Consider the following 14,596-nt stretch of genomic DNA (forward strand, 5'->3'; position numbering starts at 1 on the left):
GGATCGTCTCGCGCAATTCGCTGGACGCGGTGGGCGGTGCGCTCGGCGCCGGCGCGGTCCTGCCGATCACTCAGGAGACCTGCCCACTGGGCGAGTCGCTACGGGTGGCGCAGTGGCTGGCCGAGGAGAGCGCGGGCCAGTGCGGCCCCTGCTACCTCGGTCTGCCGGCCGCGGCGCGTGGCATGGAGGACATCCTCAACGGCGGCGGCCCCGCCGCTCTGGAGGCGCTCAAGCAGGTCGCGAAGAACGTGAAGCGGCGCGGCGCGTGTTCGCACCCGGACGGCTCGGCGATGTTCCTGGAGTCGACCATCAAGGCGTTCACTGACGACCTGGCCGCCCATGTCCTCGGAAACGGCTGCGGACGGCCCGTGGAGGGCGTTCTGCCGCTCTTCGAGGGGGGCAGGACCCCGACGGGCCTCCCGGGCGGCGGCGAGTCCGAGGAGAACGGCCCCAGCCGCCAGAAGATCTTCGTCGACTGGACGCTGTGCCGCGGCCACGGCCTGTGCGCGGACATCCTCCCGGAGGTCTTCGAACTCGGCGCCGACGGCTTCCCCACCGTCGCCCAGGCCCAAGTGCCGCGCTACGCGGAGGCGAAGGCGCTGCGCGCGGTCCGCCGCTGCCCGGCGCTCGCCCTGCGCATCGAGGACCAGGCAGAGCGGGCACCGTCCCGCAACAACCTGCCGGTGCTCTCCCAGGGCCGCGGCCGCCGCGCCCTGGGCCGCTGAACACCCGCCCACAGGGCCGCCCGCATCACCGGGCGGCCCCTACGGCCGTACCCGTCGAGGCACAACGAAAAGATCCCGCCGGATCTTCACGACCCGGCGGGATCTCACCGTGGAGCTAAGGAGAATTGAACTCCTGACCTCCTGCATGCCATGCAGGCGCTCTACCAACTGAGCTATAGCCCCGTGCTCTGGTCCGCCGGGTTTCCCTGGCGGCGACGCCAACATTACACGGTCGACCCGGTGCACCACCAAATCGTTTCCGTTCCGGGCCGATACGGACGCCGATGTCGCCTTCGTGTTCGGCTCGTACACCCTGTGGTGGGTGCCGGCCTCGGCCGGCGTCAGGCCGTGACGAAGGAATAGAAACGCTTGAGCGTGCAGTGCTCTTCGAGAAGGCGGCCGTAGATCGGCTCTCCTTCGAGTTCGCGGTACGTCTCGATCGGGTCGCCTTTTATGATCAGCGCCCGCGCGCATTCCTCGCACCAGTACTGGTAGTCCGGATTGACCGGCTCCATGTCGCGGACGATCGGCGTTCCGCTCCCGCACCAGTCACACTTTCGCCTGTGTGCACCCATCGATCAGCTCCAGCTGTGGCCGCAGGCCGTGCACACGTAGGAAATTCCGCCGTTGTCGCCGAGAACCTGAGCGACATGGACGGAGCCGCAGGAAGGGCAGCTGAGGCGGGTGACCGTGTCCCGTGTCCAGCTTGCGTCGAAGAGGCGACCGCCCTCTCCGAGGATGCTCGCAGGCATCACTGCTCCCTCCCGTCGGGCCGCGCCCCCTTCCGGCCGTTTGATTCTGCCACGGCCGGACCAATACGGTCAGCGACGCCTCAGTACCAGTCCGGACACGGCAGCCGCCGCGGCGGTTCCGGCCAGCGCGAACATGCACGCCAAGAGCGCCTCCGCAGAGGTATACGCCTCGAAGGCCCCTAGTGACTCAACCCGGTTCAGGAACAGTGTGCCGAAGACCGCGACCCCGGTCAGCTGCCCGAGCTGGGTGACCGTGGCGAGCAGCCCGCTGGCGTCCGCCGCGTCCTCGGGCCGGACGGTGGCGAGCGCCCCCGTGAGCGTCGGGCTGAAGCCGAGCGCGAGCCCGGCGCCCACCCCGGCGTACGCGACGTACACCAGCACTCCCCCGTCACCCCCGCCGTCGAGCACCAGGCCCACGCCCGCCACGGACAGCGCGGAGAGCCAGAACCCGGCCGGGGCCAGTACGCGCTGCCAGGACGCGGGCCACCTGCGCCAGGTCAGGCCGACCAGGCCGAAGACGACGGCGGTCGGCGCGAAGGTGAGACCCGCCCGCAGCGCGCTGAAGCCGAGGCCGCCCTGGACGTGCAGGGTGAGCGCGAACAGGAAGCCGCCGTTGACGGCCATCACCGCCAGGATCCTGAGGACGGCCAGACCCATGCCGGGGTGGCGCAGCACCCGGGGCGCGATCAGCGGGGTGCCACCGCGCCGGGCCAGCCGGGACTCGTATCCGCAGAACAGCGCGAACACCACAGCGGAAGCCGTCAGCGAGAGCCAGGACCACAGCGGCCAGTCCTGCTCCTGCCCGAGCACCAGCGGCACCGTGAACAGCGACACGGCCGCGCCGAGCAGCACCAGACCCGGCAGGTCGAGCCCGCGCCGCTGCCTCCGCCCCGGCGTAGGGTCCGGCGGCAGGACGCGCCGGCCCACGGCCAGCAGTACGGCGCCGACCGGCACGTTGACCAGGAAGACCGGCCGCCAGCCGGTGCCGAACAGGTCGGCGCTGACCAGGACGCCGCCGAGCACCTGACCGGCCGCGGCGCCGGTGGCGAGCACGGCCGTGTACGCACCGAGCGCCCGGGCACGGGACTCGCCGGTGAACGTGCGCTGGATGAGGCTGAGCACCTGCGGGATCATCAGCGCCGAACCGGCGCCCTGCGCCAGCCGGAAGACGATGAGCTCGGTGACGCCCTGCGCCAGACCGCAGGCCAGCGAGGCCGCGGTGAACAGGACGAGGCCGGCGAGATGGACCCGGCGGTGGCCGAGCCGTTCGCCGAGGCGGGCGCCGGTGATCAGCAACACCGAGTAGGTGATGGCGTATCCGGCGATGACCAGCTGCAAGTCGGCGCCGGAGGCGTGGAGTTCGGTGCCGATGGTGGGGGCCGCGACGTTCACGATGAACACGTCGAGCAGCGCCATGAACTGGGCGCCGAGCACCACCGCGAGCAGCGGGCGGTGCCGGTTGTCAGTGGTGGGTGCTTCACTGATCGCAGGACTTGGAACGGGTGCGGAACCCGGTCCCGTACTGGCTGTTGTCGTCATGCCGTCGAGCATGACGACGCTCCGGTACGGGTGCCGAGTGCCCGCTGATGCTGGTACTGACAGCACCTGGCAGGGGACAAGTCGGACGTCGACGATGGGGGACGTGACGATGGGGACGACACAGCGCCGAAGGCCCGAGCTGGCCGCCTTCCTGCGCAGCAGGCGGGCCCGGGTGACACCGCAGGACGTGGGCATGCCGCCGGGCTTACGGCGCCGCACACCGGGGCTGCGCCGCGAAGAGGTCGCCCAGCTCTCGGGCGTGGGCGTGACCTGGTACACCTGGCTCGAACAGGGGCGGCCGATCAACGCCTCCGCGCAGGTCCTGGACGCGGTGGCCCGCACACTCCGGCTCGACCCGCCGGAGCGGGAGCATCTGTACCACCTGGCCGAGGTGCCGTTCGCCGCCGTCTCCAGAACCCCGGTGCTCAGCGTGGGCCCGCAGATGCAGGGCATCCTCGACGCGCTCGAACCGCGTCCGGCCGTGGTCTACAACGCGCGCTACGACATCCTCGCCACCAACGGCTCCTACCGCGACGTGTTCGCCTTCTCGGGACGCGTACGAATCGAGGGCGTGACCAACGTGCTGTGGACGCTGTTCACGGAGCCGGAGGAGGACTGCCCGCTGGTCTTCCGGGACGACGAACTGCCGGTCATGGTGGCGACCATGCGCGCCTCCTACGGGCTCCATGCCGGGGAGCCCGTCTGGGAGGACTTCATACGCAGGCTGTCCGCGGCCAGCCCGCTGTTCGCCCGGCTGTGGGAGAGCGGCGACGTGGCACGGCCCGGACGGCGAGTGAAGATCTTCCGGCACGCGGAGGTGGGCGAGCTGCGGATGACGTCGGTGTCGCTGTCGATCGACGGAATGCCGGAGTGCCGGATCGTCGTCTACACGCCGGACGACGAGGAGACCGAGCGAAAGGCCACCTGGCTGCACAAAAAATCCCGCCCCTTGGAGGGGACGGGATTCTGATCCACTGATCTTTGACAACTCAAGAGTGTCGATCTGTGGAGCTAAGGAGAATTGAACTCCTGACCTCCTGCATGCCATGCAGGCGCTCTACCAACTGAGCTATAGCCCCTTGCGTTCTCCCTGCTCGGCCGGGCGAACAAGAAGAACCTTAGCCTGCGACCTGCCGGAAAGTGAAATCCGGGTCCCGGCCGCCTCCGAGCCGGGGTCAGTCGTCGTCGCCGAGCACCGGCTCCGGCAGGGTGCCGGCGTTGTGCTCCAGCAGCCGCCAGCCGCGGGCGCCCTCGCCGAGGACGGACCAGCAGCAGTTGGAGAGGCCGCCGAGGCTCTCCCAGTGGTGCGCCTCCAGGCCGAGGAGCCTGCCGATGGTGGTGCGGATCGTGCCGCCGTGGCTGACCACCACGAGCGTGCCGTCGTCGGGCAGCTTCTCGGCGTGCCGGAGCACCACCGGGGCGGCCCGGTCGGCGACCTCGGTCTCCAGCTCGCCACCACCGCGGCGGACCGGCTCACCGCGCTTCCACGCGGCGTACTCCTCGCCGTACGCCGCGATGATCTCCTCGTGCGTCAGTCCCTGCCAGGCGCCCGCGTAGGTCTCGCGCAGGCCCTCGTCGTGGCTCACGTCGAGGCCGGTGAGCGCGGCGAGCTCGGCGGCCGTGTTCGCGGCCCGCTGAAGGTCCGAGGCGACGATCGCGTCGGGCTTCAGGGAGGCGAGCAGCCGGGCGGCCCGGCGGGCCTGGTCGGCGCCGGCCTCGGTGAGGGCGACGTCCGTGGTGCCCTGGAAGCGGCGCTCCACGTTCCAGGAGGTCTGGCCGTGCCGCCACAGGATGACCCGACGACCCCGGCCGCCCGGCTTCGAGTCCGTCATCTCAGCGGTCGCGCTCATCGCCAGTCACCTCCGAGGTTCGCGGCCTCCTCCTCGTCGGCCTGCAGCCTGGCGTGCTCCGCGGCCTTGCCGCGGGTGGCCTTGGCGTCCTCGGGCAGCTCCAGCTCGGGGCAGTCCTTCCACAGCCGCTCCAGGGCGTAGAAGACCCGCTCCTCGCTGTGCTGGACGTGGACGACGATGTCGACGTAGTCGAGCAGCACCCAGCGGGCCTCGCGGTCGCCCTCACGGCGGACCGGCTTGGCGCCGAGCTCCTTCTGGAGCCGCTCCTCGATCTCGTCGACGATCGACTTGACCTGGCGGTCGTTGGGCGCGGAGGCCAGCAGGAAGGCGTCGGTGATCGACAGCACGTCGCTGACGTCGTAGGCGATGATGTCGTGCGCGAGCTTGTCGGCGGCCGCCTGAGCGGCGGTGTTGATGAGCTCGATGGAACGGTCAGTGGCGGTCACTACAAGGCTTTCCGTCGGCGGTCGATAGGACTCAAGGGTCTCACGACCGCCGACGGCGCCCCACGTGATTGTTTCGCCCGCCAGGGGCCCACCAGGGCCGCCCCGGGCGGCCTAGGACGACGAGGGCTCGTAGTCCTGGCCCAGGATCACCGAGACGTTCGCGTTCGAGGTGACCTTGCCCTTCGACACCGCGCTGGTGGGCAGGCCCAGGGTCTTGGCGACCTCGGTGGCGTTCTCCTTGTCGGCGGCGTCGGTGTAGACGACCTTCGAGGCGCTTTGGGCGGCGGAGGCCGTGCCGCCCTCCAGGAAGGTGAAGCCGCCGTTGAGCAGGACCACGCGGGCCTTCTCCGTGTTGTCCTTCACACCGGTGGCGTTCTGGACGGAGACGCGGACGGCCGCGTCCTTGTCGGGGCTCTTCGCGGTGCCGCCGAGGACGTCCTTGACCACGCTCGCGCTGGTCTCGGCGCTCAGCGTCCCGTCGCCCTGGACCGGCAGCAGCGCCGTCTTGTAGTCGCCGCCCTTGGCGAGGTCGGCGAGCTTGGCGAGGAAGGTGCCGAGGTCCTTGTCCGTCATGGACGGGTCGAGGATCTGCTGGAGCGTCTGCACGGTGACCGTCGCGGCCTGCGCGTCGGAGGACAGCTTGCGCAGCACACCCTGCATGACCTGCCCGAACCGCTCCAGCTGGGCGTTCTGGGCCTCGCCGGAGCCGCGGTAGGTGGCGTAGGCGACGGCCATCTTGCCGCTGAGGGTCTGGTCCTCGCCCTTGTTCACCAGCGGGGCTGCGCCCTTGGACTTGGCGGACGGGTCGGGCACGTCGGTGTTGGTGTCGACGTCGATGTTGCCGACGAGGTCGACGAGGTTCTGCAGATAGGGGGTGTCCAGCCGCCAGGTGCCCTGGATCTCGGTGCCGAGCACCGTGTCGAGCGCCTCACGGGTGCCGGAGGAGCCGTCGTCCTCGACCGACTTGGCGAGCGTGCTGGTGGTGCCGTCGTCGCCGGTCAGGGCGAGGGAGTTGGGCAGCAGGACGGTGGTGCCCTGCTTGGTGGTGGTGTTGTCGACGAGCAGGGCCGTCGCGGTGTCGCCGCTCTTGGTGTTGTGCAGATGCACGACGACCACATCACGGTTCTGGGCGCCGACGGCCGTCGCGGTGTCGGTCTTGTCGTCGGAGGACGAGAGCCCGGGCAGCTTCCCGGCGTACCAGAGGTAGCCGACGCCGCCGACCGCGCACAGCGCCAGCACGACGACCAGCGCCACGATCCGGCTGCGGGCCCGGCGCCGGGCCTCCTCACGGCGTTCGGTGCGGTTCTCGGTGAACTTCAGCCAGTCGATGACGTCCTCGGAGTCACCGTCGGGGTCCTCGACGAAGGCGAACTGCTCGGTGCGGTAGTCCCGTTGATCCCGCGCGGACTCGTCGGTGTCCTCCGCGGGACCGGCCTGCTGCGGGATGTAGGCGGTCTGCTCGGCGACCCGCGGCTGCTGCCCGCTCGCCGCAGCGCCGCCGTAGGGGTCGTACGAGGGAGCCGTGCCGCCGGTGCCATAGGGGTCGTAGGAGTCGTACTGCTGCACCGGCTGCTGCTGACCGGTCGCGTACGGGTCGTAGCCGTACCCCTGCTGAGCGTAAGGGTCGTACGGCTGCTGAGGGGGCTGTTGTGGCTGCTGGACCTGTTGGTAGACCGGCCGCCCGTACTCGTCGTAGCCGACGAGCCGGTACTGCTGGTCGCCCCCGTACTCAGCGCCCCCCGCGTCGTATCGGTCGTTCACCGGTGCCCCTCTCGGCTCACTCGCCGCGGTACAGCTCGCGCTTGTCGATGTAGCGCACGACTCCGTCCGGCACCAGATACCAGACCGGTTCGCCCTTGGCGACCCTCGCACGGCAGTCCGTGGAGGAGATGGCGAGGGCGGGGACCTCGACGAGCGAGACACCGCCCGCCGGGAGACCCGGGTCGGACAGATGGTGGCCGGGCCGGGTGACCCCGATGAAGTGCGCGAGGGAGAACAGCTCTTCCGCGTCCCGCCAGGTCAGGATCTGGCCGAGGGCGTCGGCGCCGGTGATGAAGAAGAGGTCGGTGTCGGGGTTGAGCGCCTTGAGGTCGCGCAGCGTGTCCGTGGTGTAGGTCGGGCCGCCGCGGTCGATGTCGATACGGCTCACCGAGAACTGCGGGTTCTCGGCGGTCGCGATGACCGTCATCAGGTAGCGGTCCTCGGCCGGGGAGACCTTGCGGTGGGTCTTCTGCCACGGCTGCCCGGTCGGGACGAACACCACCTCGTCCAGGTGGAACTGCGCGGCGACCTCACTGGCCGCCACGAGATGCCCGTGGTGGATCGGGTCGAACGTTCCGCCCATGACACCGAGCCGGCGCTTGCCGGGGTTCGACGGGCCGTTGCCCGGGCCGGTAGGCATGTCCTGCTCTCCCATGCGTGCAGACCCTACCGGCCCGACCTCTGAGCCGATCAGCGGTCGCGGTTGAAGCGGGTGGTGATCCACAGCAGCAGCATCAGGATGACGAAGGCGCCGCCACCGGTGACCAGCGCGTTGAGGCTCTCGTGGTTGCCGCCGTGCTCTCCGCCCTCGGAGGCGAGGGTGGCCAACTGGGCAGCGGTGCTGTGGAAGCTCATCTTCGGCAGAACCTTCGGGTGTGGGCGGGATAAAGATGTCGGCTCATCGTAAGCGGGCGGCTCCGCGCCGATCACGCCGACTCCGCCGTTGGGGCACCGCTCGGCCGGGCGCGCCCGCGCCGAGGCAACTTATCCGGCGCCTCAGTCGTCCTTCCGCTTGTACCCCCGCAACAGGAACCATGCGGTCAGGACACAGCCCAGGACCATCACGATCAGGACGATCCGGAGCAGAATCCCCGCCCCTTGCTGCTCGGCCGCGCCGGCGGCCTCGGTCAGCCAGGCGACTGTGGGGTGGTGCTCCATGGCGTGGGACTCCTTCGCTGTGCTGCCCGTCCACGGTAACTCCGCCTAGGCTGGAGCCTGCTTCGGGGGCCCGCAGGGGCCGCACGGCCACACAGACGCACATGGGGGATCACATGTCCGACGACGGCCACCAGCACGACGGGCACGAGAACGTGCCGAGCAGGCAGCGCAGGCGCTTCCCCGGGATCTCCTCGCGTGCGTACGAGCATCCGGCCGACCGCAGTGCCCTGGTGGCGCTGCGCAAGCTCAGCGGGTTCGACACCGTCTTCAAGGCGCTGAGCGGGCTGCTGCCCGAGCGGAGCCTGAGGCTGCTGTTCCTCTCCGACTCGGTACGGGTATCGGACCAGCAGTTCGCGCACCTCAACGACATGCTGCGGGACGCCTGTTACATCCTGGACCTGGAGAAGGTCCCGCCGATGTACGTCAACCAGGACCCGCAGCCGAACGCCATGTGCATCGGCCTGGACGAGCCGATCATCGTGGTGACGACCGGGCTCGTCGAGCTGCTCGACGAGGAGGAGATGCGGGCGGTCATCGGGCACGAGGTGGGGCACGCGCTGTCCGGGCACTCCGTGTACCGGACCATCCTGCTGTTCCTGACCAACCTCGCGCTCAGGGTCGCCTGGATCCCGCTGGGCAACCTCGCGATCATGGCGATCGTGACCGCGCTGCGCGAGTGGTTCCGCAAGTCGGAGCTGTCCGCGGACCGGGCGGGCCTCCTGGTCGGCCAGGACCTGACGGCCTCGATGCGCGGCCTGATGAAGCTGGCCGGCGGCAACCATCTGCACGAGATGAACGTGGACGCGTTCCTGAAGCAGGCCGAGGAGTACGAGGCCGGTGGCGACCTGCGCGACTCCGTGCTCAAGATCCTGAACGTGCTGCCGCGCTCCCACCCCTTCACCACCATCCGGGCGGCCGAGCTGAAGAAGTGGTCCGAGTCCCGGGACTACCAGCGGATCATGGACGGCCACTACCCGCGGCGCAGCGAGGACAAGGACACCTCGGTCACGGACTCGTTCCGGGAGTCCGCGTCGCACTACGCCACGCACGTCAAGACCTCCAAGGACCCGCTGATGAAGCTGGTCACGGACATCGCGGGCGGGGCGGGCGACCTCGGCGGCAGGGTGCGGCGGGGCTTCGGGGGCTTCGCGAGCTCCGCGCCGAAGGACCAGCCGCCCACGGACACGCCTCCGCCGCCGCGGGACGGGGAGTAGCCGGCGGCTCACCCCCTGCACGCGGCTCACCCCATCCGCGCGGCGCTCACACCTTCGGCTGGGCGCTCGCCGCGAGCGAGCCGCACAGCGCCGTCGCGTTGCCCGTCGCGTAGGGATCCGTGCCGGCCGGGCCGCCCGCCTTGGCGGTCTGGCCGGCCAGCAGCGGGCGCAGGCGGTTGGCCGAGTCGTCGGCGCAGGACAGCGGGCCCGCCTGGACATAGGAGACGATCAGCTGGGCCTGGCCCATGCGCAGGTCGTCGCGGTCGAAGCGGAAGTGCAGCTCGCGCCGGACGGTGAACAGGGACGCCTCCGCCTTCGCGCCGGAGTCGGCCGGTCGCAGCGCGTACACGAAGGTGTGGTCCGCGGTGACCTCAAGGGTGGACGAGTCGGCCTCGGCGGCCGCGAGCGTGCCCTGGACCCGGATCTTGCGGTCGGCCAGCTCGACGGCGTTCGGATCGAAGCGAACCAGCCATCCGGTCGGGGCATGCCTGCCGTCCGCGGTCGGATGGTCGAAACTCTGGTCGAACTGGTCGAGTTGGTCCGGGTCGAGCAGCACCCGCACCGGCCGGATCTGCTCGCCGACGACCACCTCGGGGTAGAGGGCCGAGCGGACGATGTAGTCCTTGGCGATGGTCAGCGCGTTCACGACCTGGCCGTCCGAGAAGTGCGCGGTGCGCCGGGAGGCGGGCAGCGGCACGCCCTCGGCGCCGATCCGGTACTGGGCGGCGGGGCTGCGCGCGTACAGCGTCTCGGTGTCGGTGGAGCCCGGCACCTTGCCCTGCGGGGCGAGCGGGATCACGGTCATCCGCAGCGGCTCCACGGGCTGCGGGCTCGCCGGGGTCTGGTAGGGATGCCGTACACCCATGTAGATCGCCGTGCCGAAGGCGACGGCGACCAGCAGGACCAGGATCAGCGCCTGCCGGGACAGGCCCCGGCGCAGGGGCGGACGGCGGCGTACGGCGGGCGCGTGATCGTCGATGCGCTCCTGCGCGGAGAACTCCTGGAGCCGGGCAGCGCGGACGAACGACTCGTCGAAAACGACGGATCGGTACTCGTCCTCGCCACCTCCGGGTCCGCCCTCGGGTGTCCCCTCAGGTGGGTCTCCAGGCCCTCCCATATCTTCAGAGTAGGTCTCCCGGAGCTCAGGTAAACGCCCAGCTGTACGACAAGTTCTGACAGGTTCTCACCAGAAACGGCGGGTTTTGGCCGGGGCCTGTTCAGGGCGTTCGCGGGACGGCCGAGATGGCCGGCTGGGAATGGTCGGCGGAAGCGGAGGGTACCGCCGGTTCGCCCTGTTCCACTCCCGTGGAGGCCGGCGGCGGGACCCTGTCCCGGTTGCCCGAGGACGCGCCCCGGTACACCGCCGTGAAGGCCAGCGCGACCATGCCGATGCCCATCAGGAGGGCGAGCATCCAGGCGACGGGACGGTGCCAGCGGACCTGCTTGCCGTAGGTGCCCGGGGCGCCGTAGCGGCCGTCGAGGACGTCGGTGTCGTCCAGGTCGTCGAAGTCCGGATCATGCCCGAAAGCGCTGTGATCGTCGGGGCCGTATCCGTCCTCGTACCGCTCGCCCCGGCCGTGGGCCCGGCGGGCCTCCGCCTCTGAGGCCTCCGCTCTGGCCTGGGCGGCGGCCAGGAGGCGCTCGACGGCGGTCGGCTCGTGCAGCGTGGCCGCCCGTACGAAGGCCTCGTCGAAGACCACGGAGGCGAACTCTTCGTCCGACACCCCGCGGTCGTGGTCGTCGTCGGGCTCCCAGCCGTCAGGGAACGGCGTGCCCCCCACGTCCTCCGGCACGGCTCCAGAGTAGACCTGGGGGGTCAATTTGGGCAGACGGTATGGAAATTCATCCGACCGGTGAGACGTCGTTCATGCGGCTTTCGAGCGGCGCACGGGCGTGGCCGGGGCGCGTGCCGCCCACATATGCGCCCCCGGGCGGGTCAGCGGCGTACGTGCCCGTCGCCGGTGACGATGTACTTCGTGCTGGTCAACTCGGGCAGGCCCATCGGGCCGCGGGCGTGCAGCTTCTGGGTGGAGATGCCGATCTCCGCGCCGAAGCCGAACTGGCCGCCGTCCGTGAAGCGGGTCGAGGCGTTGACGGCGACCGTGGTGGAGTCGACCAGCTGGGTGAAGCGGCGGGCGGCCTGCTGCGAGGTCGTCACGATCGCCTCGGTGTGGCCGGAGGTCCACAGCCGGATGTGCTCGACGGCCTTGTCGAGGGAGTCGACGACGGCGGCGGCGATGTCGTAGGAGAGGTACTCGGTCTCCCAGTCCTCCGGGGTGGCCTCCACTACGGTCGCCCGGGAGTCCTTGGCGTACGCCATCACCCGCTCGTCGGCGTGCACGGTGACCCCGGCCTCCGCGAGGGCGTCCAGGGCCCGGGGCAGGAACTCGGGGGCGATGTCCTGGTGGACCAGGAGGGTCTCGGCGGCGTTGCAGACGCTGACCCGGTGGGCCTTGGAGTTGATCAGGATCTCGACGGCCGTGTCGAGGTCGGCGTTGGCGTCGACGTAGACATGGCAGTTGCCGGTGCCGGTCTCGATGACCGGGACCGTGGACTCGTTCACGACCGTCCGGATCAGCGAGGCGCCGCCGCGCGGGATGAGGACGTCGACCAGGCCGCGGGCACGCATGAGCTCGCGCACGCTCTCCCGGCTCTGTCCGGGCACGAGCTGGACGGCGTCGGCGGGCAGCCCGGCGCCGCCGACGGCGTCCCGGATCACCCGGACCAGGGCGGTGTTCGACTCGTAGGCGGATCCGGAGCCGCGCAGCAGGACGGCGTTGCCGGACTTCAGGCACAGGGCGGCGGCGTCCACCGTCACGTTCGGGCGGGCCTCGTAGATGATGCCGACGACGCCGAGCGGGACGCGGACCTGGCGCAGGTCGATGCCGTTGGGCAGGGTCGAGCCGCGGACGACCTCGCCGACCGGGTCGGGCAGCGCGACGACGTCCCGCACATCGGAGGCGATGGCGCGCACCCGCTCCGGGGTGAGCGTCAGCCGGTCGATGATCGACTCACTGGTGCCGGCCTCGCGGGCGGCGGCGATGTCCTTGGCGTTGGCCTCGACGATCTCGCTCGTACGGACCTCCAGCGCGTCCGCGATGGCGAGCAGCGCGTCGTCCTTGACGGACCGCGGCAGCGGCGCGAGGTCGGCGGCGGCGGCCTTGGCGCGATAGGCGGCCTGGGTGACCGGGGTCATCGAGTCGTACGGCGAGAGCGTGGTCATGAGGGAAGGGTAGTGCGCCGGACGGACCGGTTCACCGGACGTCCCACACCGCGAGACAAGCCGTCCGAAGGTCACGCAAAAGGGGTCCTCCAGAGCGACCCCAAGACCTCAATAGGGATGCACACCCACCGGGGTGGCCGGGGGCGGTCCGTACCCCTCGGCGATGCGCTGGTGGTAGGTCTCGCGGTCGATGACCTCCAGGCCGACGATCTCCCAGGGCGGCAGGCCCGCGCTCTGCCGGTGCTCGCCCCACAGACGCAGCGCGACGGCGGCCGCGTCATGCAGATCGCGGGCCTCCTCCCAGTACCGGATCTCGGCGTGGTCGTTGGCGTAGCGGCTGGTCAGCAGGAAGGGGTGGTCGTGGGCAAGCTGTTCGAGGGCGCGCCGCACCTCCTTCAGCGGGGCCTCCTCGCCGGAGACGCTGAGGGTGACGTGCCACAGCCGGGGCAGGTCCTCCGGCTCCCCGCCCCCGGCGAGCTCGCCGGTCGCAACGCTGGTCAGGGCGCGCTCCTCCCCAGCCGCTCGGGATGACGACCCGGCCGCTCGGGAGGAGGAACCGCCGATTCCACCGCCGGCCGCCGCCCCAGGGCGCACTCGTCTCACGCCGGCCTCCTTCGTCCCACGGTCGAGCAGTGCTCGTTCGGAATGTGTTCCTGAGACAAAGTTGAGCAGCCCGCAAGCGGTTGTGTGGCGATTTTGCGGAACGTCCTCCACCTCAGGGCGACACCATCGCCGGGGCGTTCACCCCGTTTTCGGACACAGAGGCCGGGTCAGGGCTCCAGGATCACCAGATCGTCCCGGTGGACGACCTCGCGTTCGTAGGCCGGGCCGAGCTCGCGGGCCAGCTCGCGGGTGGAGCGCCCGATGAGCTGGGGAATCTCCTTGGCGTCGAAGCAGACGAGCCCGCGCGCGACCGCCCGCCCGGCGCTGTCGCGCAGCTCGACGGGGTCGCCCGCGCTGAACTCGCCCTCCACGGCCGCGATCCCGGCGGGCAGCAGCGACTTGCGGCGCTCGACGACCGCCCGTACCGCGCCGTCGTCCAGGGTCAGCGAGCCCTGCGGGGTGGAGGCGTGCTGGAGCCAGAGCAGCCGGTCGGCGGACCGCTTGCCGGTGGCGTGGAAGTAGGTGCCGGTGTCACCGCCGGACAGCGCCTCGGCCGCGTGGACGGCGCTGGTGAGGACCACGGGGATGCCGGCGGCGGCCGCGATCCGGGCGGCCTCGACCTTGGTGACCATGCCACCGGTGCCGACGCCCGCCTTGCCCGCGCTGCCGATCTCCACGTGCGCGAGATCCTCGGGGCCCCGTACCTCCGCTATCCGCGAGGTGCCCGGCTTGCTGGGGTCGCCGTCGTACACGCCGTCCACGTCCGACAGCAGCACCAGCAGGTCGGCCCGGACCAGGTGGGCGACGAGGGCGGCGAGCCGGTCGTTGTCGCCGAAGCGGATCTCGTCGGTGGCGACGGTGTCGTTCTCGTTGACGACCGGGAGGGCGCCCATCGCCAGGAGCTTGTCGAGGGTGCGGGAGGCGTTTCGGTGGTGGGCGCGGCGGCTCATGTCGTCGGAGGTGAGCAGCACCTGGCCGACGCGGACGCCGTAGCGGGCGAGGGAGGCGGTGTAGCGGGCGACGAGCAGGCCCTGGCCGACGCTGGCGGCGGCCTGCTGGCGGGCGAGGTCCCTGGGCCGGCGGCGCAGTCCGAGCGGGGCGAGACCGGCCGCGATGGCGCCGGAGGAAACGAGAACAATCTCACGTTCTCCGCCGCTGCGAACCTTGGCGAGGACGTCCACAAGGGCGTCGACACGGTCCGCGTCGAGCCCCCCGGAAGCGGTGGTCAAGGACGAGGAACCCACCTTGACGACGATCCTGCGGGCCTCGCTCACGGCCTGCCTTACGCCTGTCACCTGCTGTTCCGTCCCCTCGCACGTCGACTG

Annotated in this window: 16 protein-coding genes and 2 tRNA genes; 3 read left to right on the forward strand and 15 right to left on the reverse strand. The window is 70.8% G+C overall.

The genetic code is table 11. From position 1 onward, the window contains the following. A partial coding sequence (locus H4N64_RS04735) for an NADH-ubiquinone oxidoreductase-F iron-sulfur binding region domain-containing protein (protein WP_186280834.1) occupies positions 1 to 725 on the forward strand: 725 nt, incomplete at its 5' end. A 110-nt stretch (positions 726 to 835) separates the two neighbouring features. Here H4N64_RS04735 and H4N64_RS04740 read toward each other — a convergent pair. The 3 genes from H4N64_RS04740 to H4N64_RS04750 form a co-directional block, all read right to left on the reverse strand. Continuing rightward, positions 836 to 908 (reverse strand) — tRNA-Ala (locus H4N64_RS04740). 158 nt (positions 909 to 1,066) lie between these two features. After that, positions 1,067 to 1,300 (reverse strand): hypothetical protein, encoded by a 234-nt coding sequence (locus H4N64_RS04745; RefSeq protein ID WP_003976229.1) that lies wholly within the window; start codon positions 1,298 to 1,300, stop codon positions 1,067 to 1,069. Between the two features lie 246 nt (positions 1,301 to 1,546). Continuing rightward, positions 1,547 to 2,911: an MFS transporter gene (locus tag H4N64_RS04750; RefSeq protein WP_336246648.1), complete on the reverse strand. Its 1,365-nt coding sequence runs from the start codon at positions 2,909 to 2,911 to the stop codon at positions 1,547 to 1,549. Between the two features lie 214 nt (positions 2,912 to 3,125). Here H4N64_RS04750 and H4N64_RS04755 point away from each other — a divergent pair, with 214 nt between their 5' ends. Further along, entirely contained in the window at positions 3,126 to 3,986 is an 861-nt protein-coding gene (locus H4N64_RS04755; protein ID WP_186281037.1) for a helix-turn-helix transcriptional regulator, read from the forward strand. A gap of 36 nt (positions 3,987 to 4,022) precedes the next feature. Here H4N64_RS04755 and H4N64_RS04760 read toward each other — a convergent pair. From H4N64_RS04760 to H4N64_RS04790, 7 genes are all read right to left on the reverse strand, one after another. After that, a tRNA-Ala gene (locus tag H4N64_RS04760) sits at positions 4,023 to 4,095 on the reverse strand. Between the two features lie 96 nt (positions 4,096 to 4,191). Continuing rightward, positions 4,192 to 4,866, reverse strand: coding sequence for a histidine phosphatase family protein (locus H4N64_RS04765; protein ID WP_186280836.1), 675 nt, complete (start codon positions 4,864 to 4,866; stop codon positions 4,192 to 4,194). Continuing rightward, positions 4,863 to 5,312 (reverse strand): ribosome silencing factor, encoded by a 450-nt coding sequence (rsfS, locus tag H4N64_RS04770; RefSeq protein WP_186280837.1) that lies wholly within the window; start codon positions 5,310 to 5,312, stop codon positions 4,863 to 4,865. Before rsfS ends, H4N64_RS04765 begins: the two co-directional genes overlap by 4 nt. A 111-nt stretch (positions 5,313 to 5,423) precedes the next feature. Continuing rightward, entirely contained in the window at positions 5,424 to 7,073 is a 1,650-nt protein-coding gene (locus H4N64_RS04775; RefSeq protein WP_186280838.1) for a LytR C-terminal domain-containing protein, read from the reverse strand. A gap of 16 nt (positions 7,074 to 7,089) precedes the next feature. Next, the gene (nadD, locus tag H4N64_RS04780) at positions 7,090 to 7,728 is read right to left on the reverse strand and encodes a nicotinate-nucleotide adenylyltransferase (protein WP_186280839.1); all 639 of its coding nucleotides are present in this window, start codon (positions 7,726 to 7,728) and stop codon (positions 7,090 to 7,092) included. A gap of 35 nt (positions 7,729 to 7,763) precedes the next feature. Beyond that, a complete protein-coding gene (locus H4N64_RS04785; RefSeq protein WP_186280840.1) occupies positions 7,764 to 7,928 on the reverse strand; it encodes a hypothetical protein in 165 nt (54 codons plus the stop codon). A 141-nt stretch (positions 7,929 to 8,069) separates the two neighbouring features. Beyond that, positions 8,070 to 8,231: a hypothetical protein gene (locus tag H4N64_RS04790; RefSeq protein WP_186280841.1), complete on the reverse strand. Its 162-nt coding sequence runs from the start codon at positions 8,229 to 8,231 to the stop codon at positions 8,070 to 8,072. A 113-nt stretch (positions 8,232 to 8,344) separates the two neighbouring features. Here H4N64_RS04790 and H4N64_RS04795 point away from each other — a divergent pair, with 113 nt between their 5' ends. Continuing rightward, on the forward strand, positions 8,345 to 9,445 hold the full coding sequence (locus H4N64_RS04795) for a M48 family metallopeptidase (RefSeq protein ID WP_186280842.1): 1,101 nt from the start codon (positions 8,345 to 8,347) through the stop codon (positions 9,443 to 9,445). Positions 9,446 to 9,491: 46 nt separating this feature from the next. On the opposite strand, the gene H4N64_RS04800 is transcribed toward H4N64_RS04795, so the two are convergent. From H4N64_RS04800 to proB, 5 genes are all read right to left on the reverse strand, one after another. Further along, the gene (locus H4N64_RS04800) at positions 9,492 to 10,562 is read right to left on the reverse strand and encodes an SCO2583 family membrane protein (RefSeq protein WP_186280843.1); all 1,071 of its coding nucleotides are present in this window, start codon (positions 10,560 to 10,562) and stop codon (positions 9,492 to 9,494) included. A gap of 100 nt (positions 10,563 to 10,662) precedes the next feature. Next, positions 10,663 to 11,238, reverse strand: coding sequence for an SCO2584 family spore wall biosynthesis protein (locus tag H4N64_RS04805; RefSeq protein WP_186280844.1), 576 nt, complete (start codon positions 11,236 to 11,238; stop codon positions 10,663 to 10,665). Between the two features lie 143 nt (positions 11,239 to 11,381). After that, complete coding sequence (locus H4N64_RS04810; protein ID WP_186280845.1) at positions 11,382 to 12,668, reverse strand: glutamate-5-semialdehyde dehydrogenase; 1,287 nt, start codon at positions 12,666 to 12,668, stop codon at positions 11,382 to 11,384. 108 nt (positions 12,669 to 12,776) lie between these two features. Then, the gene (locus tag H4N64_RS04815) at positions 12,777 to 13,262 is read right to left on the reverse strand and encodes a hypothetical protein (RefSeq protein WP_336246649.1); all 486 of its coding nucleotides are present in this window, start codon (positions 13,260 to 13,262) and stop codon (positions 12,777 to 12,779) included. Positions 13,263 to 13,438: 176 nt separating this feature from the next. Continuing rightward, complete coding sequence (gene proB, locus H4N64_RS04820) at positions 13,439 to 14,545, reverse strand: glutamate 5-kinase (protein WP_186281039.1); 1,107 nt, start codon at positions 14,543 to 14,545, stop codon at positions 13,439 to 13,441. Positions 14,546 to 14,596: the final 51 nt, after the last annotated feature.

This window comes from Streptomyces cupreus (assembly GCF_014257025.1).
GTDB lineage: Bacteria > Actinomycetota > Actinomycetes > Streptomycetales > Streptomycetaceae > Streptomyces > Streptomyces cupreus.